Here is a 19,352-nt window from a genome sequence, read left to right as displayed (position 1 = left end):
TCCGGAGGCACCGGAGGCATATTCGCGGTCAATCCGCGCTGTTTTTCGAACACACATTTTATTTCGCGGAGTCAGGCCGTGTTCCGCGGTGTGCCCTTCGGACTGTTTCCGGATCGTCGCTGGTGCCAGCGGGTGAGCAGCCCTTCCGGGACCTCGTCCGCGGTGAGTGCGAACACGAGGTGGTCCCGCCAGGCGCCGTCGATGTGGAGATAACGCGGGCGGAGCCCTTCCTCACGGAATCCGAGTTTCTCGACGACCCGGCGGCTCGGGGCGTTCTCGGGCCGAATGCAGACTTCGACGCGATGCAGACCGACGGTCCTGAAGCAGTGGTCGACGACGAGGGCGACCGCCGTCGGCATCACGCCCCGCCCGGCCACGGACTGGTCGACCCAATAACCGATATGGCCGGAGCACATCGAGCCCCAGGTGATCCCGGCGACCGTCAACTGGCCCACCAGACGGCCCCGGTACTCGATGACGAAGGGCATCATGCGGCCCGCGTTGGCCTCCGCGCGCAGATGGCGCACCATCTGCCGGTACGTCGGCCGGTGCGTGATCGGGCCGCCGGGGCCGGCCGGCGGGATCGTGGCCTCCCAGGGGCGCAGCCAGTCGCGGTTGCGCTGGTTGACCTCCCGCCAGGCGCGCTGGTCGCGCAGCTTTATCGGGCGGAGGACGACATCGCCGTCCGCCAGTCTCGCGGGCCACGCAGGGCTGTTCAGCTCGGGCTCCCGGTGGCTCCGGTGCCGTGACCGGCCGCTGGAACTGCGTCGGGTCTGGGGTGGTCGCCGCCGCGGATCTGGTCGACGGCGTGCACGAGGAGCGGTTCCAGTACGGCGAGTCCGTCCCGTACGCCGCCGGTGGAGCCCGGCAGGTTCACGATCAGGGTGCGGTTCGCGATCCCGGCGAGGCCGCGGGAGAGGACCGCCGTGGGCACCTTGTCCCGGCCGTACGCGCGGATGGCCTCGGCGATGCCGGGCACGTCGAGGTCGAGCACGCGCCGGGTCGCCTCGGGGGTGCGGTCGGTGGGCGAGAGGCCGGTGCCGCCGGTGGTGAGGACCACGTCGTAGCCGGCGTCGACGGCCGCGCGCAGCGCCTGCTCGACCGGGTCGCCGTCGGGCACGACCTGCGGGCCGTCGACCTCGAAGCCCAGGCCCTTGAGGCCCTCGGCGAGGATCGGGCCGCCCTTGTCCGCGTACACCCCGGCCGAGGCGCGGTTGGAGGCGGTGACGACGAGGGCCCTCATGCCCGGCTCCAGTCCCCGGACTTGCCGCCCGTCTTCTCCTCGACGCGGACGTCGGTGATGACGGCGCCCTTGTCGACCGCCTTCACCATGTCGATCACGGTGAGCGCGGCGACGGTGACGGCGGTCAGGGCCTCCATCTCGACGCCGGTGCGGTCCGTGGTCTTCACGGTGGCGAGGATCTCCACCGCGTCGTCCGCGACGGAGAGTTCGACCTTCACGCCGGAGACCGCGAGCGGGTGGCACAGCGGGATCAGGTCCGGCGTGCGCTTGGCGCCCATGATCCCCGCGATCCGGGCGGTGGCGAGGGCGTCGCCCTTCGGCACGCCCTCGCCCCTGAGCAGTTCGACCACGCGCGGCGAGACCAGGACCCGGCCGCTCGCACGCGCGGTGCGGGACGTGACGTCCTTCTCCGATACGTCGACCATCCGGGCGGCGCCCGCCTCGTCGATGTGCGTCAGTCGGTCCTGCGTACTCATCTGCTGTGCGCTCCCGGTCAGGGCTCGGGCGGGCCGTGGTGGGCCTCGTGTGGGCAGCCACGGTACCCGCACCGGGTGGGGCTCAGCGGAGCAGGATCACGTCCAGCTCGGCGCCGGGGGCGACCTCGGCGGTCTCCTCGGGGACGACGATCAGGGCGTCCGCGTGCGCGAGCGCCGCGATCAGGTGGGAGCCGGAACCACCCACGGGGGCGACGGTGCGCTTCTCCTCGTCGTACCGCCCGCGCAGGAACTGGCGTTTGCCGGACGGGGAGGTGAGCGGCGCGGGGCTGTCGAGCGCGGCGCGGACGGTGGCCCGGCCGGAGCCCTTCAGGCCCATCAGGGCGCGGATCGCGGGGCGGACGAACAGCTCGAAGGAGACGTACGAACTGACCGGGTTGCCGGGGAGCGCGAGCAGCGGGGTGTGGTCAGGGCCGATGGAGCCGAAGCCCTGGGGCTTGCCGGGCTGCATGGCGAGCTTGCGGAACTCGATGCCGCTGCCGGACTCGCTGCCCTCCTCCCAGTCCCCCGCGCCCTGCAGCGCCTCCTTCACCACGTCGTACGCCCCTACGGAGACGCCGCCGGTGGTGACCAGGAGGTCGGCGCGGATGAGCTGGTCCTCGATGGTGGCTCTGAGGGTCTCGGCGTCGTCGGCCACCGCGCCCACGCGGTAGGCGATCGCGCCGGCGTCGCGGGCGGCGGCGGTGAGGGCGAAGCTGTTGGAGTCGTAGATCCGGCCCTCGGTCAACTCCTCGCCGGGCTGGGTGAGTTCGCTGCCGGTGGAGAGGACGACCACGCGCGGGCGGGGGTGCACGCGGACCGTGGCGCGGCCGATGGCGGCGAGCAGGGAGATCTGCGGCGGGCCGAGGAGGGTGCCGGCGGCGAGGGCGCGCTCGCCCGCCTTCACGTCGCTGCCGCGGGCGCGGACGTGGGCGCGGTCCTTCGCGGGGCGGTGCACGCGGACCTCGCCGGAGGCGCCCTCGGGGGCCAGGCTGTGCGGCGTCATCGTGCCGGCGGGGCCCTCGCCCAGGCCGCCGTCGGTCCACTCCACCGGCACGACGGCCTGGGCGCCGGGCGGCAGCGGGGCGCCGGTCATGATGCGGGCGGCCTGGCCGGGGCCGACGGTGAGCTCGCCCGCGCTGCCCGCGGCGACGTCCCCGATGACTTCGAGGACGGCGGGGAACTCCTCGGTGGCGCCCGCGACATCGGCGGTGCGGACCGCGTACCCGTCCATCGAGCTGTTGTCGAAGGGCGGCAGCGAGACGGGCACCGTGATGTCCTCGACCAGGACGCAGTCCTGGGCGTCGAGGAGCTGCAGCTCGATCGGCTCGAGCGGGTGGACCGCGGCGAGAATGTCCTCAAGGTGCTCGGACACCGACCAGACCGGGGCCCGGCCGGTGTCCTCTGCCGTCGTGCTGCTGCTCAAGGTGCTACATCTCCTCTGCGACGTAACTACGAAGCCAGGCCCGGAAGTCGGGGCCCAGGTCTTCACGTTCGCACGCGAGTCTGACAATGGCACGCAGATAGTCGCCGCGGTCTCCGGTGTCATAGCGGCGGCCCTTGAAGACGACGCCGTGCACGGGCCCGCCGATCTTCTCGTCCGCGGCCAACTGCTGGAGCGCGTCGGTCAGCTGGATCTCGCCGCCGCGGCCCGGCTCGGTCTTGCGGAGCACGTCGAAGACGGCGGGGTCGAGGACGTACCGGCCGATGATCGCGAGGTTGCTGGGGGCGTCGGCGGGCTCGGGCTTCTCGACGAGGCCGGTGACCTTGACCACGTCGCCCTCGCCGGTGGGGTCGGCGGCGGCGCAGCCGTACATGTGGATCTGCGCCGGGTCGACCTCCATGAGCGCGATGACGCTGCCGCCCTCGCGGGCCTGGATGTCGACCATGCGCTGCAGCAGCGGGTCGCGGGCGTCGATCAGGTCGTCGCCGAGGAGGACCGCGAAGGGCTCGTTGCCGACGTGCGGGGCGGCGCACAGGACCGCGTGGCCGAGGCCCCTGGGGTCGCCCTGGCGGACGTAGTGCATGGTGGCCAGGTCGCTGGACTCCTGGACCTTGGCGAGGCGGCCCTGGTCGCCCTTGCGTACGAGGGCCTCTTCCAGTTCGTAGTTGCGGTCGAAGTGGTCCTCGAGGGGGCGCTTGTTGCGGCCCGTGACCATCAGGACGTCGGACAGACCGGCGGCCACGGCCTCCTCGACCACGTACTGGATCGCCGGCTTGTCGACGACCGGCAGCATCTCCTTCGGGGTGGCCTTGGTGGCCGGGAGGAAGCGCGTGCCGAGGCCTGCTGCCGGGATGACAGCCTTGGTGATCGTGGGGTGCGACTCAGTCATGCCCAGCACCATAACCGGTGCGAATGTGCGGAACATGTGCGTCCGGTTAATTGATTCGCTTAGGCCTGGATATGAGGGGTTTGTGAGTTGGCTGTGGGCCAGAACACCAACGGCAAGGCTGACAAGGCCACGTTGCGCGGAGAACTCCTCGAAGCGAGGCGTCGGTTGACAGCAGATGACGCGCAGGAGGCGGCCGCGGTTCTCGCCCGCCGCGCGCTCGAACTGGAGGAGCTCGCTGACGCGGACACGGTCGCCGCGTACGTCTCGATCGGCCGCGAACCCGGCACACGCGCGCTGCTCGACACCCTGCACGCGCGCGGGGTGCGGGTTCTGCTGCCCGTGCTCCTGTCCGACAACGACCTCGACTGGGCCGTCTTCGAGGGCCCCGAGCAGCTGGTGCGCGCCCGGCGCGGACTGCTCGAACCGCGCGGCGAGCGGCTCGGCCCCGACGCGGTCCTGGAAGCCGACGCGGTGCTGCTGCCCGGTCTCGCCGTGGACGGCCGCGGCATGCGCCTGGGCCGCGGCGGCGGCTCGTACGACCGGGTGCTCGCGCGGCTCTCGCACGCGCGCGTGGAGCCGCCTCTGGTCGTGCTCCTCTACGACAACGAGGTGGTCGCGCGGGTCCCTGAGGAACCGCACGACCACCCCGTTCAAGCGGTGGTGACGCCCAGCGGCGTCCGGCGCTTTACGGCCTGAGCACCAGGTCGTTCTCCGCCTCCGCCTCGACCGCCTTCTCCGAGTAAGGCCAGTCGAGCAGCTCGCCCTTGACCCACTTCTCGGTCTGGTCGGTGTAGTTGGGGCTGTACGCGTGCCCCGACGCACCGGTCAGGTTGATCCACTTCGACTTGTCGAAGTCGCCGAGGTTCACCACCATCCGCATCGACGGCACCCAGATCACGCTGTACCCGCCGGCCGCGTTCCAGCCCGTGGCGTTGACCGCGGCCTCACCGCCGCCGACCTCCCAGGGGCCGCGGTTGAGCAGCCACTGGATGAAGCCGGGGCCCTCGGTGCCGAGGGTCTGGTTGTCCAGCTGCAGGCGGTGCAGGCGGCCCCAGCTCCAGCTGTCGATGTCCTTGCCGAGCTTCGCGGTCAGCTCCCAGCGGGCGTCCTCCATGGCACGCGCGAAGAGCTGGTCACGGGTCTTGGTCTCGGAGTCCGTACGCGTGGAGGGCGACTGCCACCACTCGTTGTCCTCGTCGTCGAGGATGCTGCGGACGACCTCGAACCAGCGGTCGCCGCCGTCCGGCTGCGCCGCGTCGGCGGCCCGCTCGCCGCACTCGCGCACGCGCACGTCCGGGTCGTCGACCGGGCCGGTCTTGTCGGCGGGCGGCACGTTGATGCAGGAGCCCTCGACCCGCAGCTCCTTGGGCAGCTTGTTGCCGAAGCCCAGCTTCAGGATGTTGCGCCAGACCGCGTTGAAGTACGCGGCCGCCGCCGAGTCCGGGTCCTGCGTGTAGTCCCAGCCCTCCAGCAGCTGCTGCGCCTCGCGGACGTACGGGTCGGACACGTCGATCTTGAGCAGCTTGGGCGTGAGCATCTTGGCGATCTCACTGCTGTTGTCCAGCTGCATCGTGCGCATGTCCTCGGTCGAGATCTTGCCGCCGTTCTTCAGCTTCGACTCGATGAGGTCGTTGATGCGCTGGCTGCGCGCTCCGTAGCCCCAGTCCTTGGTGAGGGGGTAGGGGTAGTCGGAGCCGGTCACGGCCTGGTTGGCCGTCACGATGTAGCCGCGCTTCGGGTTGTACTCGTACGGCAGGGCGCTCTGCGGGATGTATCCCGTCCAGCGGTAGGCCGGGTCCCAGCCGGGGGCCGGGAGCGTGCCGTCGTGCGCCTTCGCGCGCGTGGGGATCTTTCCGGGGGCCTGGTAGCCGATGTTGCCCTCGGTGTCGGCGTAGATCAGGTTCTGCGAGGGGACCTCGAAGTCGGCCGCGGCCTTGCGGAAGTCCTGGAAGTTCTTCGCCTTGTTGAGCGCGAACACCGCGTCCATGGACTTGCCGGGGGTCAGCGCCGTCCAGCGCAGGGACACCGCGTACCCGTCGGCGCGGTCGGGGGCCGCGCTGCCCACCGGGGCCTCCTGGCCGACCTTGCCGAGCTCGTCGTTGCGGTCCGAGACCACCGGGCCGTTGTTCGTCGAGCGGACCACGATGTTCTTGGACTCGCCGCCCGCGACCTCGATGGTCTCCTTGCGGGTCTTGAACGGCTCGATCTTGCGCCCGTACTGGTACCCGTCGCCCTGGATCTTCTCCAGGTAGAGGTCCGTGACGTCGGCGCCCAGGTTGGTCATGCCCCAGGCGACGTCCTGGTTGTGGCCGATGATCACGCCCGGCATGCCGGAGAAGGTGTAACCCGAGACGTCGTACTGGCACTTCGCCGAGACGCCGCGGCAGTGCAGGCCCATCTGGTACCAGATCGACGGCAGCTGGGGCGCGAGGTGCGGGTCGTTGGCGAGCAGCGGCTTGCCGGTGGTGGTGTGCTCGCCGGACACGACCCAGGAGTTGGAGCCGATGCCGTTGCCGTTCGGGCCGATGGCGTCGGGCAGCTTGTCGAGGGCGTCGGAGAGCCCGGACATCTGCGTCGTGAGGCCGCCGGCCGTGCTCCCGCCGCCCGCGAGGCCGTTGCCGGTACCCGCGCCTGCGCCCGTGCCCGCTCCCACGCCGGTGCCCGTGCCGCCCGCGCCGGCCTGCTCCTGGACCGAACTCCCCTTGGGGTCGTACGTCTTGGAGCCCGCGGCGAGGCCGCCCTCCTCGACGATCGGCTTGTGCTGGTCGTACGGGTAGTCCGGGTACAGGTCCTGGATCTGCTTCGGGCCGAGTCGGCTGTGCATCAGGGAGCGGTCGATCTCGTCCTGCATGTTGCCGCGCAGGTCCCAGGCCATGGCCTTGAGCCAGGCCACGGAGTCGACCGGGGTCCACTCCTCGATCTTGTAGTCGTTGGTGAAGCCCAGGGCCGCGTACTCGACGGAGACGTCCGCGCCCTCCTTGCCCTTCAGGTAGGCGTTGACCCCCTTGGCGTACGCCTGGAGGTACTTCTTGGTCTCCGGGGTCAGCTTGGTGTCGTACTCCTGCTGTGCGACGTGGTGCCAGCCGAGGGTGCGCAGGAATTCATCGGTCTCGACCTGGCTCTTGCCGAACATCTCGGAGAGCCGACCGGAGGTCATGTGGCGGCGTACGTCCATCTCCCAGAAGCGGTCCTGCGCCTGCACATAGCCCTGGGCCATGAACAGGTCCTCGTCGGACGAGGCGTAGACCTGCGGGATGCCGCTGCTGTCACGGCGGACGTCGACCGGGCCCGCAAGGCCGTCGAGCTGCATCGAGCCCTTGGTCTGCGGCAGCGAGGCGCGCACCGTACTGATACTCCAGTACGAACCGAAGGCGATGCCTGCGACGACGGCAAGGACCAGTGCAATCACGACGAGGCGGGCACGTCGCCCCTTCTTCTTGCCGGTCTTCTGGCCGGAAGAGGCGCTTTCATTGGCGGGCATCGCTGTCCTTGCTGTCCTTCGAGCGGGCTGGTCGGCCGAGCTGGCTCTGCGGTCCGGGAAGTGCTGGGAGCAACCATAGGACGAGCCTCTGACCGCATCGGACTCGGTGTGGATAACTCCGGTCGAGCGACGGCTGTTGGGCCCTCCCCGGCGACGAGCGGGCACCCGGCCCGGTGCGGGAGCCGAGACCTGATCGACATCAAGGAAGCGTTAACGATTAGGTAAGGTAACGAAGTACCCCTCCTTCCGCGCCGAGTTCCGCGCCGAGTTCCGCGCACCCTGAAAGGAACGGCCACTGACTGTTCATCAGCTCAACGAGCTCCTTCTCGTCTGCTCCCTCGTCCTGCTCATCGCGGTGGCGGCCGTGCGCATCTCCTCGCGCAGCGGCCTGCCGAGCCTGCTCCTGTACCTGGGGATCGGCATTGCGATAGGCCAGGACGGATTCGGCAACGTCGTGTTCGACAACGCCGAGTTGACCCAGGTGATCGGCTATGCCGCGCTTGTGGTGATCCTGGCCGAGGGTGGTCTGGGCACCAAGTGGAAGGAGATCAAACCCGCGTTGCCGGCGGCAGTGCTGCTGTCGCTCCTCGGCGTCGCGGTGAGCGTGGGCATCACAGCGGCGGGCGCGCACTATCTCGTCGGGCTCGACTGGCGGCAGTCCCTCATCATCGGCGCGGTCGTCTCGTCCACCGACGCCGCCGCGGTCTTCTCCGTACTGCGCAAGGTGCCGCTGCCCGCGCGCATCACCGGCGTGCTCGAAGCGGAATCCGGCTTCAACGACGCCCCCGTCGTGATCCTCGTCGTCGCCTTCTCCACCACAGGGCCCGTCGACCAGTGGTACGTCCTGGTCGGGGAGATCGCCCTCGAACTCGCCATCGGCGCCGCGATCGGCCTCGCCGTCGGCTGGCTCGGCGCGTACGGCATGCGGCACATCGCCCTGCCCGCCTCCGGCCTCTACCCGATCGCCGTGATGGCCATCGCGGTGACGGCGTACGCGGCCGGCGCGCTCGCGCACGGCAGCGGCTTCCTCGCGGTCTACCTGGCCGCGATGGTGCTCGGAAACTCCAAGCTGCCGCACTGGCCCGCCACCCGCGGCTTCGCCGACGGGCTCGGCTGGATCGCCCAGATCGGCATGTTCGTCCTGCTCGGCCTGCTCGTCACGCCGCACAACCTGCTCGACGACATCTGGCCCGCCATCCTCATCGGCCTGGTCCTGACCCTCCTGGCGCGGCCGGTCTCCGTCTTCGTCGCCCTGCTGCCGTTCCGCATGCCCTGGCAGGAGAAGGCCCTGATGTCCTGGGCCGGCCTGCGCGGCGCGGTGCCCATCATCCTGGCGACGATTCCGATGGTGACCGGCGTCGACGGCAGCCAGAGGATCTTCAACATCGTCTTCATCCTGGTCGTCGTCTACACCCTCATCCAGGGCCCCACCCTCCCCTGGCTCGCCAGGGCGCTCGGCATCGGCCGGGCCGACCAGGCGGCCGATCTGGGCGTCGAATCCGCCCCTCTGGAGCGACTGCGCGGGCACCTGCTCTCGGTGAGCATTCCCGAGCACTCCAAAATGCACGGCGTCGAGGTGGCGGAGCTGCGGCTGCCCGCCGGCGCCGCCGTCACCCTCGTCGTACGGGACGAGAAGTCCTTCGTGCCGTCCCCCACCACCGTGCTCAGGCAGGGCGACGAACTGCTCGTCGTCGCCACCGACCCGGTGCGGGACGCCGCCGAACGACGCCTGCGCGCGGTCGGACAGGGCGGCAAGCTGGCGGGCTGGCTCGGCACCGGAGGCACGTCCTCATAGGGGCACGTCCTCATAGGAGTGCGGCCTCATAGGAGTGCGGCCTCATAGAGGCGTTGCCCCTGACAGGCCCCTATAGGTGGCTGTTTTTGCCAATCACAGGCCGCCCGCTGTGTGATCCCCCTCATTCAGAGGCATACGCGGTCGCTTCCCCGTACAATCAAGGAACTACGAATCGAACCACCTCTGTCTGACGCAGAGCTGGCGCGACCGCACGGCGGCCGCGGTCCCTCGCAGTGGGCCGGGTATCACCGACGTTCTTCTGCGCAAGAGGACAGCTCTCGGCACTGCCACACGGGCCCGCCACCAGGCAGCAGAAAGGCAAGGACCGTGGAATCCGCGGTCAACTCCACTTCCCGCCCCGGGTACGGACAACTCCTGCGCACACCCCGCGCCCTCTCGTTCGTCCTGCCCGGCTTCGCCGCACGTCAGCCCTTCGCGATGCTGACCATGTCGATCGTCCTGCTCGTCCAGCACACCACCGGCTCGTTCGGCAGCGCGGGCGCCGTGGCCGCCGTGGCCGGCGTCTCCATGGCCCTGTTCGCGCCGCAGAGCGGCAAGCTCACCGACCGCTTCGGGCAGGCCGCCGTGCTGATCCCCGGCGTCCTGGTGAACGCCGTCTCGGTGATCGTGCTCGCCGCGCTCGCCCTCGCCGACGCACCCCTGTGGGCCCTTTTCGTCGCCGCTGTGCCGGTCGGCGCCTCGGTGCCGCAGGTCGGGCCGATGGTGCGGGCCCGCTGGGCGGCCGTCCTCGACCACCCCGAACGGCGCGCGCTCACGCCCACCGCGGCGGCTTTCGAGTCCGTCACGGACGAGCTCACCTTCGTCGTCGGCCCCGTGCTCGCCACCACCCTGTGCACCTTCGTGCACCCCGGAGCGGGCCTCGCCACCCAGGCCGCGCTGACTCTCGCCGGCGGCCTGCTCTTCGCCGCGCAGCGCGACACCCAGCCCGAGGCGCACGGTGCCCTCGCCGGGCACGCGCGCGTGGAGCACGTTTCCGCGTTCTCCGTGCCCGGCGCCCGCGTCCTCGCTGTGGCGTTCCTCGGCATCGGCTCCGTCTTCGGCGGCATGCAGGTCGCCCTCACCGCCTTCGCCGAAGAAGCCGGTCAGCCCGGGGTCAACGGCCTCCTGTACGGCATCTTCGCCGCGGGCAACATGCTCGCCGGCATCGCCTGCGGGGCCATCGCCTGGAAGGTCGGCCCGCGCCGCCGCCTCCTCGTCGGCTACACCGCACTGGCCGCCACCGCCTCCACCCTGTGGACCGTCCACTCAGTGGCGCTTTTCGCCGTACTGGGACTCCTCGTCGGGATGTGCATCGCGCCCGCGCTGATCACCGGGTTCACGCTGGTCGAGAGCCTGGTTCCGGCCTCCGCGCGGACCGAGGCGTTCACACTCCTCACCGGTGCGGTCGCGCTCGGCCAGGCCGTCGCCGTGACGCTCACCGGCCGGCTTGCCGACGCCTTCGGTGCGAGCGCCGGATTCCTGGTGCCCATGGCCGGCACGGTGCTCGCCCTGCTGACCCTCGTGGCCCTGCGCTCCCGGCTCGCCCCGGCCTCGCAGAGCCGGACCGTGGCACGTGGCGTCGGTCACCGCTCGCCCGTGACAGTGGACTGATCCCGAGGAATACGTCACTATGGACCGTCGTTAGCACTCATCGAGTGAGAGTGCCAGGAGGAAGCAAGTGCCGACCTATCAGTACCAGTGCACCGAGTGCGGCGAGGGCCTCGAGGCGGTGCAGAAGTTCACCGACGACGCCCTGACCGAGTGCCCCAGCTGCAACGGACGCCTCAAGAAGGTGTTCTCGGCGGTCGGCATCGTCTTCAAGGGTTCCGGCTTCTACCGCAATGACAGCCGCAACTCGTCGTCGAGCAGCACGCCCGCGTCGTCCTCGACCGCGTCGAAGTCCAGCTCGTCGACGTCCACCACGTCCTCGAACTCGGGCTCCTCGTCCTCGTCGAGCTCCTCGACGGCCGGTTCGACGGCTTCCTCGGGTTCTTCCGGCTCCTCCGGAAGCAGCTCTTCCGCGGCCTGACGGACCCGCAGCGCATGGCGCGGCCTGGCTCAGCCCGCACAAAAGCTTGTCCCGAAAGCCCCGCAGTCACGCGACTGCGGGGCTTTCTGTCGTGCGCGGGGCTTTCTGTCGTGCGCGGGGCTTTGCTGTCGTGCGCGGGGCTTTCGGTCGTGCGCGGGGCTTTCGGTCGTGTGGCGGCCAAGCCCGCTCTCGGTTGTGTGACGGGCTCTGGTCCGGCCCGACCCGGCCGTGCGCGCTCCACTACGCTGCTGCGCATGGCGAACGCACACAACGGTGGCGCTGCGGCGTCCGCGGACATAGGCGTGATCGGCGGCTCGGGGTTCTACTCGTTCCTTGAGGACGTCACCGAAGTCCAGGTGAGCACCCCCTACGGGGAGCCGAGCGACTCCCTGTTCCTCGGCGAGATCGCCGGGCGGAAGGTGGCGTTCCTGCCGCGTCACGGCCGCGGCCACCACCTCCCGCCGCACCGGATCAATTACCGCGCCAACCTGTGGGCGCTGCGCTCCGTGGGCGTGCGCCAGGTGTTCGGCCCCTGTGCCGTGGGCGGGCTCCGCCCCGAGTACGGGCCCGGGACGCTGCTGGTGCCCGACCAGCTCGTCGACCGGACGAAGAGCCGCGTACAGACGTACTTCGACGGTGTGCCGCTGCCCGACGGCAGCATCCCCAACGTGGTGCACACGACGTTCGCCGACCCGTACTGCCCCGAGGGCCGCAGCGTCGCCCTGAAGGCGGCCCGCGCCCGCGACTGGGCCGCTGTCGACGGCGGCACCATGGTCGTCGTGGAGGGCCCGCGCTTCTCCACCCGCGCCGAGTCGCAGTGGCACGCGGCCGCAGGCTGGTCGGTGGTGGGCATGACCGGCCACCCCGAGGCGATCCTCGCCCGTGAACTGGGGCTCTGCTACACGTCGTTGTCGCTCGTGACCGACCTGGATGCGGGAGCGGAGACCGGCGAGGGCGTCTCGCACACCGAGGTCCTCAAGGTCTTCGGCGAGAACGTCTCCCGGCTGCGCGACGTGCTGTTCGACGCGGTGGCGGGCCTGCCGGCCACCGAGGAGCGGGACTGTCTGTGCACGCGGGCGCATGACGGGTGGGATCTGGGGATCGAGCTGCCCTGAGGAGCCCTGAGGAGCTCTGAGGAGCTCTGAAGGGGCGCCGGGGTGGTCCGGAACTTCCCCTTCGGGTGAGGGAGTTGTCCACAACCGCGAGGTTGTCCACAGGGTCGAGCGGGATCGGCCGGGACCGTGGATCGTGAGGGGCGTTCAGGCCAATTCCCCCACGGCAGGCGGTGGTTGCCATGTCCTCGCGCTCCAGCGCCCACTCCTTTCCCCCATCCCCCTCCCCCTCCCCCTCCCCCTTCGCTTCTCCTCCGTCCGCTCCCCCTCCGGTTCCTCCGCCGTGCGAGGTTCCACTCTTCCCTCCGCTGCGGGTGCGGGGTGGCCAGCTGCGGGGCGCGCTGCGCCGCGGTCGTAACCGCCGCACCGTGGCCGCCGCGCTCGCAATGGCCGCGGCCGCGCTCGCCGCTGCGGGGCCCCAGGGGTTCGCGGGCCCGGCGGACGGATCCGCGGAGGACGGGGCGGGGCGCACCCCGCCCTCGGCCGAGCCGGGCGAGCGTGCGGCACCGGACCTCGTACGCGCCCCGGTGCGCATCGCGGACGCGGAGACCGTACGGCTGCTGCGCCCCGGTGACCGCGTCGACGTCATCGCGGCGCCCGAATCCGGCGCCCAGGCCACCCGCGTGACCTCAGGCGCACGCGTCACCGACGTCTCGGCCGGCGAGCGAGCGTCCATGGAGGGCGGCGCGTTGATCGTGCTGTCCGTATCGCGCGCGGAGGCAGTGCAGTTGGCCGGCGCGAGCGCCAACTCCCGTCTGGTGGTGGTCTTGTGCTGATCCGCACGGAGTTCTTGTCAACTCACCTGATCGTGTCAGCGGATTGGACGCACATCACCTGTGCCGGGCCTAATGTCACGGTCAATCTCAGGTACGAGGAAGGGCTCCGTGGTGAGCGAGGAGAAGAAGCCGGGCGTTTGGGAAGGCTTCAAAGCGTTCCTGATGCGCGGGAACGTCATCGATCTGGCCGTCGCGGTCGTGATCGGTGCGGCCTTCACGAACATCGTGAACGCGGTCGTGAAGGGCGTCATCAACCCGCTGGTCGGCGCCTTCGGCACGAAGGACCTGGAGAGCTACAGGTCCTGCCTCAAGGGCCCGTGCAAGATCGACCCGGCGACCGGGGACGTCCTGGAGGGCATCCCGATCAGCTGGGGCACGGTCCTGAGCGCCACCCTCAGCTTCCTGATCACCGCCGCGGTCGTCTACTTCCTCATGGTGCTGCCGATGGCGAAGTACCTCGCCAAGGTCGAGGAGCGCCGGAAGGCCAAGGAGGGCGTCCAGGAGACGCTCGAGGTCACGGAGATCGAGGTGCTCAAGGAGATCCGCGACGCGCTGGTCGCGCAGCGCGGCGGTCCCGGTGGCGCGGCCTCCGGTGCGGGCGGCTCCGGGGACGACGGTGGCCCCGGCGGTCCCGTGGACACCAGCAAGTAGCGGACGCTCAGAGGTGGTGGGGCGGCTTCTCGTCGAGGAAACGCGCCAGGTCGGCGGCGCTGTCGCTGCCGCTGGGCCGCTCGCCCCACCCTCGGTCCGTGTCGTCCGCGGACTGCTGGTCCAGCGGATCGTCGAAGTTGAGGGCCGGGGCCGGCTTGGCCTTCGGCTCGGTCCCGGTCTTCGCATCTCGCGGTCCGGGTGCGGGGGCGGCGCTGCTCATGCCTCCAGGGTACGGCGCTCGTGAACCTGTAGCTCCGGCGTCGTGCTCAGACCGCCTTCAGGCCGTACGTCTCGAAGATTCCCCTTCGCCAGAGCGACCCGGTGGGCTGCAGGGGACGGCCGGTCACCTTCTCGTAGGTCTCCCGGTCCCGGACTTGATATCGAGCAGCACCAGGTCGACGTCCCACAGCAGGGCGACGTCCCACAGCAGGGCGTCGGTGGCGCGGACGCCGAGGGAGCCCGAGGTGTCCAGGGCGGTGTGCAGGCCGAGTTCGTGCTTGAAGCGGTGCAGCAGCTCCCCGGCGAAGACCGGCTGCAGCAAGGGCTCACCGCCGCTGACGGTGCCGCCGCCGCGGGCAGCGGCGATGAACCCGGTGTGCTTCGCAGCTTCCTCGCCACACGGCCGACTCGCTCCTCCCGCCCCAACTGCCCTGATCCGTAAGGTGCGTCCATGGACTCCTCAGGCAGCTCGGAAAGCAGCTCGAAGGACGCGGCGGGCCGGACCGGCGGCAGGGATTCGCTCACCGACGTGCCCGGTCTCCGGGTGGGGCACGCGACGCGGGACGGGGACGGCTGGCTGACGGGCACGACCGTCGTCCTCGCGCCGGACGGCGGCGCGGTCGCGGCCGTGGACGTACGCGGTGGCGGCCCTGGCACGCGGGAGACGGACGCGCTCGACCCGCGCAACCTCGTGCAGCGGATCGACGCGGTGGTGCTCACGGGCGGCAGCGCGTACGGACTCGACGCGGCGGCCGGCGTCATGGCTTGGCTGGAGGAGCAGGGTCGGGGCGTGCCGGTGGGCGGGCCCGGCCGGGTCGTGCCGGTGGTGCCCGCGGCCTGCCTCTTCGACCTGGGCCGCGGCGGCGACTGGCAGGCGCGGCCGGGGGCGGAGCTGGGCCGCGAGGCGGTGGAGCGGGCCTCGGTCGAGGTGGGGCAGGGCAGCGTCGGCGCGGGCACCGGGGCCGTGGCGGGCGGGATGAAAGGGGGCGTGGGCACGGCGAGTGTGCGCCTGGAGTCGGGCCACACAGTCGGGGCGCTGGTCGTGGTGAACGCCGTCGGCTCGGTGGCGGATCTGTCGTCCGGGGTGCTGTACGGGCGGTACTTCGACGGCGGCGCGGAAGGCGTCGAGCGCCCGACGGCGGAGGTGCACGCCCGCGCGCGAGCCCGGCTCGCGGAGGCCCAGGCGGAGACCGCGCGCCGCCAGGGCGACGGCGCACCGAGCATCGCGACGGCGGGGCCGGGGTCCGTGGGGCCCGGGTCCGTGGGGCCCGGGTCCGTGGGGCCGGGGCCCGTGGGGCCGGGGTCCGTGGGGCCGCCGCTCAACACGACCCTCGCCGTGGTCGCCACCGACGCCGCACTCAGCCGCGCCCAGGCGCAGAAGCTCGCGGGCACCAGCCATGACGGCTTCGCCCGCGCCATCCGCCCGGTACACCTGCTGCACGACGGGGACACGGTGTTCTCCCTGGCCACCTGCGAACACCCCTTGCCCGAGGGCGAGTTGGAGCAGCTCGGCGCGGTCAACGCGATCCTGGCTGCGGGCGCGGACACGGTGACCCGCGCGATCGTCCGGGCGGTCGAGGCGACGGTCACGGTCGACGGCCCGGGTGGGGTGTTCCCGTCGTACGGGGAGCTGTACAGAGAGGCGCGGGGAGAGACGCACCCGGGAGTCGAGTGAGGGGTGGGGCTTCGGGTGGGCAGTCGAATGCGTGGCCGGATCGGCAGTCGGACGAGTAGGCGTACGGGAGTTGGAGGTCGAGGGCGTACGGGAGTTGGAGGTCGGGGGGCATGCAGGCGTCGGGTGGGAGGCGTGCGGATGTCGGGCCGGGTGCGGGAACTTCTGTGGGGGGCCGTACGTTTTCCAGAACCCCGGACATGATGTTCCGCCGAGGGGCTACGGTGAGCGGTCACAAGGTGACATGCAGCGACGCGAGCGACGCCGGGAGAATGCCTTGAGCGTTCCGTACGAGACGCCGAAGACGCCTGAGACGCCGGAGGAGCACCTCAACGGCCTCCTCGGAAGCGCCCTGAACTCCTTCGAGCTGCCCGACGAGACGATAGCCCTGCTCGAATCGGCGCTCGCCTTCGACAGCTCGCTCCGCTCGGCGCACCACAGCGCCGGCCTGCACCGCGAGACGCATCGGCACACGTTCCTGCTCAGCGACGGCCAGGCGCTGACGCTCTGGGAGTTGCGGCACAACACGGGGTCGGGCGGCGAGCCGAGCGAAGAGACGTTCCACGAGCTGTACACGGACGAGGAAGAGGCGCAGGTCGCCGCGTCCCGCCTGCTGCCGAGCAGCAGCTGCGGCCCCGACTGCCCGGACACGACGGAGGGCCGCATCCCCGGCTGCGACCCCTACGAACAGTACGAGCCGTATGACCCCTGCGACCCGTATGACCCCTGCGACCCGTATGGCTCCTGCGACCCGTTGGCGTTCGACGCGGTCCGGCTGATCGTGTCCCCCGCCCCGCGCCAGCGGTCGTACGCGCCGGACGACTCCGCCGACCACGCCAGGCGTGTCCTCCGCCGCGCGGAGAACGCCGACCAGCCGGACTCCGACACGGCCCTGCTGCTGCGCACCGCCCTCGCGCACCAGATCACGCAGGCCTTCGGCAACCCCTGCCGGGTAGGCACGGCCGGGCTCTGCTTCGCGCTCTACGAGCACGCGTTCCTGCTCGCGGACGGTCGCGAGGTCAGCCTCTGGGAGGTCGAGCACACGGCCACGCCGGACGGCCGCCACATGTGCGAGGTCTACGTGAGCGAGACGGCCGCCCGTTCGGCGATGGAAAGGCGCGCTTCTCGTACGAGCTGAACTCAGGCCCCAGGTCCAGCTGCAGCTGCAGCTGCAACTCAGGACTGTGCTCCATGGAGGAGCCCTCGTCGCCGCAGTGCGGAGATCCGCTCTGCGGCGACGAGGGCTTTTCACCTACCGGTTGAGCCTCTGGGCCGGTGGAGGCCTAGGCCGCCGGCACCGATTCCTTCTTCAGCTCGGCCTTCAGCTCGGTCTTCAGATCGGCAGCCTTCGCGTCCGGCTTCGCCGGGGCCTGCTCGGGGGCGGTTCCCCGCATCCCCTTCAGCAGGACGACCAGGCCCGTCGTCACACACGTACCGGCGACGATCGCCACCAGATACAGCAGCGGCTGGCCGATCAGCGGGACCACGAACATGCCGCCGTGCGGGGCCTGCAGAGTCGCGCCGAAGCCCATCGACAGGGCTCCGGTGACCGCACCGCCGGCCATCGAGGCGGGGATGACGCGCAGCGGGTCGGCCGCGGCGAACGGAATGGCGCCCTCCGTGATGAAGGAGGCACCGAGCACCCAGGCCGCCTTGCCGTTCTCGCGCTCGGCCTTGGTGAACAGCCTGCCGCGCACGGTCGTCGCGAGCGCCATGGCCAGCGGCGGCACCATGCCGGCCGCCATCACGGCCGCCATCACCTTCAGGTTGCCCTCGGTGGCGTTGGTGCCCAGGCCGCCGACGGCGAAGGCGTACGCGACCTTGTTGAGCGGGCCGCCCAGGTCGAAGCACATCATCAGGCCGAGGATGACGCCGAGGATGATCGCGTTCGCGCCGGTGAGGGACTCCAGCCAGTCGGTGAGCGCGCCCTGCAGCGAGGCGATCGGCTTGCCGACCACGAGGAACATCAGGAAGCCGACCACCGCCGAGGAGATCAGCGGAATCACCACCACCGGCATGATGCCGCGCAGCACGGCCGGGATGCGTACCTTCTGGATCGCCATGACCGTGGCGCCCGCGATGAGACCGGCGACGAGACCGCCGAGGAATCCGGCCTCGATGTTCACGGCGACCGCGCCGCCGACGAAGCCGGGCACCAGACCGGGCCGGTCCGCCATGCCGTACGCGATGTAGCCCGCGAGCACCGGCACCAGGAAGGAGAACGCGAGCCCGCCGACCTGGAAGAGCAGCGCCGCCCAGCTCGCGGCCTCGGTCCAGACGAAGTGCTCGGCGACGGACTTCGCCTCGTTGATCTCGTAGCCGCCGATCGCGAAGCCGAGCGCGATGAGGAGGCCGCCGGCGGCGACGAACGGAACCATGTAACTGACGCCGGACATCAGCCACTTGCGTAGCTTCGTGGCGTACCCGTCGCCCGCCTCGCCCGCCCGCTCGACGGGGGTGTCCGCGGCCGTGCCCGAGGTGACCTCGCCGCGCTCGGCCTTGCCGCGCACCTCGGCGATCAGCTCGGCGGGACGAGTGATGCCCGCCTTCACGCCGACGTCGACGGTGGGCTTCCCGGCGAACCGCTCCTTCTCGCGTACGGGCACGTCGTGCGCGAAGATCACGCCGTCGGCGGCGGCCACGACCGCCGGGTCGAGCCGGGTGAACCCGGCCGAGCCCTGCGTCTCCACGACGACCTCGACGCCGGCCTCACGACCGGCGTTCTCCAGCGACTCGGCGGCCATGTACGTGTGGGCGATGCCGGTCGGACAGGAGGTCACGGCGACGATCTTGAAGGGGGCGCCGGAGGTGTCGGGGGCGTCGGCGGCGGGGGTGCCGTCGTCGGACGGGGCCTCGTCGGAGTCGGACGTGGCGTCGTCGGACGGGGTCGGCTCGGCCTCCGCCACCGCGGGTTCGGTAGCCGCTGCGGGCTCAGCCTCCGCCGTCGAAGGCTCGGCTACCGAAGGCTCGGCTGCCGAAGGCTCCGCCTCGGGCTCCGCGTCTCCGCGGATCAGCGCGGCCGCCCGCCCCGCGTCGTTCACCGACCGCAGAGCGTCCGTGAACTCGGCGTTCATCAGCTGGCGGGCGAGCGACGACAGGATGGTCAGGTGGTCGCTGTCCGCGCCGGCGGGTGCGGCGATGAGAAAGACCAGGTCGGCGGGCCCGTCGGCGGCGCCGAAGTCGATGCCCTGGGCCGCGCGGCCGAACGCCAGCGTCGGCTCGGTGACATGGGCGCTGCGGCAGTGCGGGATGCCGATGCCGCCGTCGAGACCGGTCGGCATCTGCGCCTCGCGGGCGGCCACATCGGCGAGGAAGCCGTCAAGGTCCGTGACCCGGCCCTGAGCGACCATCCGCTCGGCCAGGGAGCGGGCGGCCGCTTCCTTGGTGTCGGCGGACAGGTCGAGGTCGACCAGGTCCGCGGCGATCATCTCGCTCATCGCGGGCTCCTTCTCGCGCATATCGCCCGACGGGCGGGGGTGGGGAAAGGGGACGGAGAGGTGACGGGGGACGGGGATGCGGCGGTTGCCCGACAAGCGGCGGGGACCGCGGACTCGGGGCGTGCGTTCGT

General features: G+C 71.1%; 17 protein-coding genes and 1 pseudogene. 9 read left to right on the top strand and 9 right to left on the bottom strand.

Going from position 1 to position 19,352, the window contains the following annotated elements:
- Window positions 1-71 precede the first annotated feature (71 nt).
- From QIS96_RS06440 to galU, 5 genes are all read right to left on the bottom strand, one after another.
- Window positions 72-719, bottom strand: a complete 648-nt coding sequence (locus QIS96_RS06440; protein ID WP_282541582.1) for a GNAT family N-acetyltransferase — start codon at window positions 717-719, stop codon at window positions 72-74.
- Window positions 716-1,243, bottom strand: coding sequence for a MogA/MoaB family molybdenum cofactor biosynthesis protein (locus QIS96_RS06435; protein ID WP_282541413.1), 528 nt, complete (start codon window positions 1,241-1,243; stop codon window positions 716-718). Before QIS96_RS06435 ends, QIS96_RS06440 begins: the two co-directional genes overlap by 4 nt.
- Window positions 1,240-1,719, bottom strand: coding sequence for a cyclic pyranopterin monophosphate synthase MoaC (moaC, locus tag QIS96_RS06430; protein WP_282541412.1), 480 nt, complete (start codon window positions 1,717-1,719; stop codon window positions 1,240-1,242). The genes QIS96_RS06435 and moaC overlap by 4 nt, the downstream gene beginning before the upstream one ends.
- An 82-nt stretch (window positions 1,720-1,801) precedes the next feature.
- Window positions 1,802-3,142 (bottom strand): molybdotransferase-like divisome protein Glp, encoded by a 1,341-nt coding sequence (gene glp, locus QIS96_RS06425; protein ID WP_282541411.1) that lies wholly within the window; start codon window positions 3,140-3,142, stop codon window positions 1,802-1,804.
- A gap of 4 nt (window positions 3,143-3,146) precedes the next feature.
- The gene (galU, locus tag QIS96_RS06420) at window positions 3,147-4,049 is read right to left on the bottom strand and encodes a UTP--glucose-1-phosphate uridylyltransferase GalU (protein ID WP_282541410.1); all 903 of its coding nucleotides are present in this window, start codon (window positions 4,047-4,049) and stop codon (window positions 3,147-3,149) included.
- Between the two features lie 93 nt (window positions 4,050-4,142).
- On the opposite strand from galU, the gene QIS96_RS06415 reads away from it, so the two are divergent.
- Complete coding sequence (locus QIS96_RS06415) at window positions 4,143-4,745, top strand: 5-formyltetrahydrofolate cyclo-ligase (RefSeq protein ID WP_282541581.1); 603 nt, start codon at window positions 4,143-4,145, stop codon at window positions 4,743-4,745.
- Here QIS96_RS06415 and QIS96_RS06410 read toward each other — a convergent pair.
- The gene (locus QIS96_RS06410) at window positions 4,735-7,530 is read right to left on the bottom strand and encodes a penicillin acylase family protein (protein ID WP_282541409.1); all 2,796 of its coding nucleotides are present in this window, start codon (window positions 7,528-7,530) and stop codon (window positions 4,735-4,737) included. The genes QIS96_RS06415 and QIS96_RS06410 overlap by 11 nt on opposite strands.
- A 295-nt stretch (window positions 7,531-7,825) precedes the next feature.
- Between QIS96_RS06410 and QIS96_RS06405 the strand changes: the two genes are divergently transcribed.
- The 6 genes from QIS96_RS06405 (at window position 7,826) to mscL (ending at window position 13,893) form a co-directional block, all read left to right on the top strand.
- Window positions 7,826-9,325 carry a potassium/proton antiporter gene (locus tag QIS96_RS06405; RefSeq protein ID WP_282541580.1) on the top strand — a complete coding sequence of 500 codons (1,500 nt, stop codon included), beginning with the start codon at window positions 7,826-7,828 and terminating at the stop codon, window positions 9,323-9,325.
- A gap of 327 nt (window positions 9,326-9,652) precedes the next feature.
- Window positions 9,653-10,936, top strand: a complete 1,284-nt coding sequence (locus tag QIS96_RS06400; protein WP_282541408.1) for an MFS transporter — start codon at window positions 9,653-9,655, stop codon at window positions 10,934-10,936.
- A gap of 67 nt (window positions 10,937-11,003) precedes the next feature.
- On the top strand, window positions 11,004-11,354 hold the full coding sequence (locus QIS96_RS06395; protein WP_282541407.1) for an FmdB family zinc ribbon protein: 351 nt from the start codon (window positions 11,004-11,006) through the stop codon (window positions 11,352-11,354).
- A gap of 254 nt (window positions 11,355-11,608) precedes the next feature.
- A complete protein-coding gene (locus QIS96_RS06390) occupies window positions 11,609-12,469 on the top strand; it encodes an S-methyl-5'-thioadenosine phosphorylase (protein WP_282541406.1) in 861 nt (286 codons plus the stop codon).
- 311 nt (window positions 12,470-12,780) lie between these two features.
- Window positions 12,781-13,242 carry a hypothetical protein gene (locus QIS96_RS06385; protein WP_349017370.1) on the top strand — a complete coding sequence of 154 codons (462 nt, stop codon included), beginning with the start codon at window positions 12,781-12,783 and terminating at the stop codon, window positions 13,240-13,242.
- A gap of 72 nt (window positions 13,243-13,314) precedes the next feature.
- Window positions 13,315-13,893, top strand: coding sequence for a large conductance mechanosensitive channel protein MscL (gene mscL / locus QIS96_RS06380; RefSeq protein ID WP_408907132.1), 579 nt, complete (start codon window positions 13,315-13,317; stop codon window positions 13,891-13,893).
- 7 nt (window positions 13,894-13,900) lie between these two features.
- Here the strand turns inward: mscL and QIS96_RS06375 are convergent, their stop codons facing one another.
- Both QIS96_RS06375 and QIS96_RS06370 read right to left on the bottom strand, forming a co-directional pair.
- Window positions 13,901-14,113 carry a hypothetical protein gene (locus tag QIS96_RS06375; protein ID WP_282541403.1) on the bottom strand — a complete coding sequence of 71 codons (213 nt, stop codon included), beginning with the start codon at window positions 14,111-14,113 and terminating at the stop codon, window positions 13,901-13,903.
- A gap of 82 nt (window positions 14,114-14,195) precedes the next feature.
- Window positions 14,196-14,503, bottom strand: a pseudogene (locus tag QIS96_RS06370) (pyruvate formate-lyase-activating protein); the annotation flags it as partial.
- 60 nt (window positions 14,504-14,563) lie between these two features.
- Here QIS96_RS06370 and QIS96_RS06365 point away from each other — a divergent pair.
- Both QIS96_RS06365 and QIS96_RS06360 read left to right on the top strand, forming a co-directional pair.
- The gene (locus QIS96_RS06365; RefSeq protein WP_282541402.1) at window positions 14,564-15,787 is read left to right on the top strand and encodes a P1 family peptidase; all 1,224 of its coding nucleotides are present in this window, start codon (window positions 14,564-14,566) and stop codon (window positions 15,785-15,787) included.
- A gap of 274 nt (window positions 15,788-16,061) precedes the next feature.
- A complete protein-coding gene (locus tag QIS96_RS06360; RefSeq protein ID WP_282541401.1) occupies window positions 16,062-16,922 on the top strand; it encodes a DUF6227 family protein in 861 nt (286 codons plus the stop codon).
- A 145-nt stretch (window positions 16,923-17,067) separates the two neighbouring features.
- On the opposite strand, the gene QIS96_RS06355 is transcribed toward QIS96_RS06360, so the two are convergent.
- Complete coding sequence (locus QIS96_RS06355; RefSeq protein ID WP_282541400.1) at window positions 17,068-19,221, bottom strand: PTS fructose transporter subunit IIABC; 2,154 nt, start codon at window positions 19,219-19,221, stop codon at window positions 17,068-17,070.
- Between the last annotated feature and the right edge of the window lie 131 nt (window positions 19,222-19,352).

The sequence above is a fragment of the Streptomyces cavernicola genome, assembly GCF_029968035.1.
Classification (GTDB): Bacteria; Actinomycetota; Actinomycetes; order Streptomycetales; family Streptomycetaceae; genus Streptomyces; species Streptomyces cavernicola.
This window is presented reverse-complemented; position numbering and strand designations above follow the sequence as displayed.

Bases quoted from the DNA above. Each gene is read 5' to 3' on its own strand.
- QIS96_RS06435 (WP_282541413.1), bottom strand. From the start codon at position 1,243: ATGAGGGCCCTCGTCGTCACCGCCTCCAACCGCGCCTCGGCCGGGGTG.
- mscL (WP_408907132.1), top strand. From the start codon at position 13,315: ATGTCACGGTCAATCTCAGGTACGAGGAAGGGCTCCGTGGTGAGCGAG.
- galU (WP_282541410.1), bottom strand. From the start codon at position 4,049: ATGACTGAGTCGCACCCCACGATCACCAAGGCTGTCATCCCGGCAGCA.
- QIS96_RS06375 (WP_282541403.1), bottom strand. From the start codon at position 14,113: ATGAGCAGCGCCGCCCCCGCACCCGGACCGCGAGATGCGAAGACCGGG.
- QIS96_RS06365 (WP_282541402.1), top strand. From the start codon at position 14,564: ATGGACTCCTCAGGCAGCTCGGAAAGCAGCTCGAAGGACGCGGCGGGC.
- QIS96_RS06355 (WP_282541400.1), bottom strand. From the start codon at position 19,221: ATGAGCGAGATGATCGCCGCGGACCTGGTCGACCTCGACCTGTCCGCC.
- QIS96_RS06410 (WP_282541409.1), bottom strand. From the start codon at position 7,530: ATGCCCGCCAATGAAAGCGCCTCTTCCGGCCAGAAGACCGGCAAGAAG.
- moaC (WP_282541412.1), bottom strand. From the start codon at position 1,719: ATGAGTACGCAGGACCGACTGACGCACATCGACGAGGCGGGCGCCGCC.
- QIS96_RS06390 (WP_282541406.1), top strand. From the start codon at position 11,609: ATGGCGAACGCACACAACGGTGGCGCTGCGGCGTCCGCGGACATAGGC.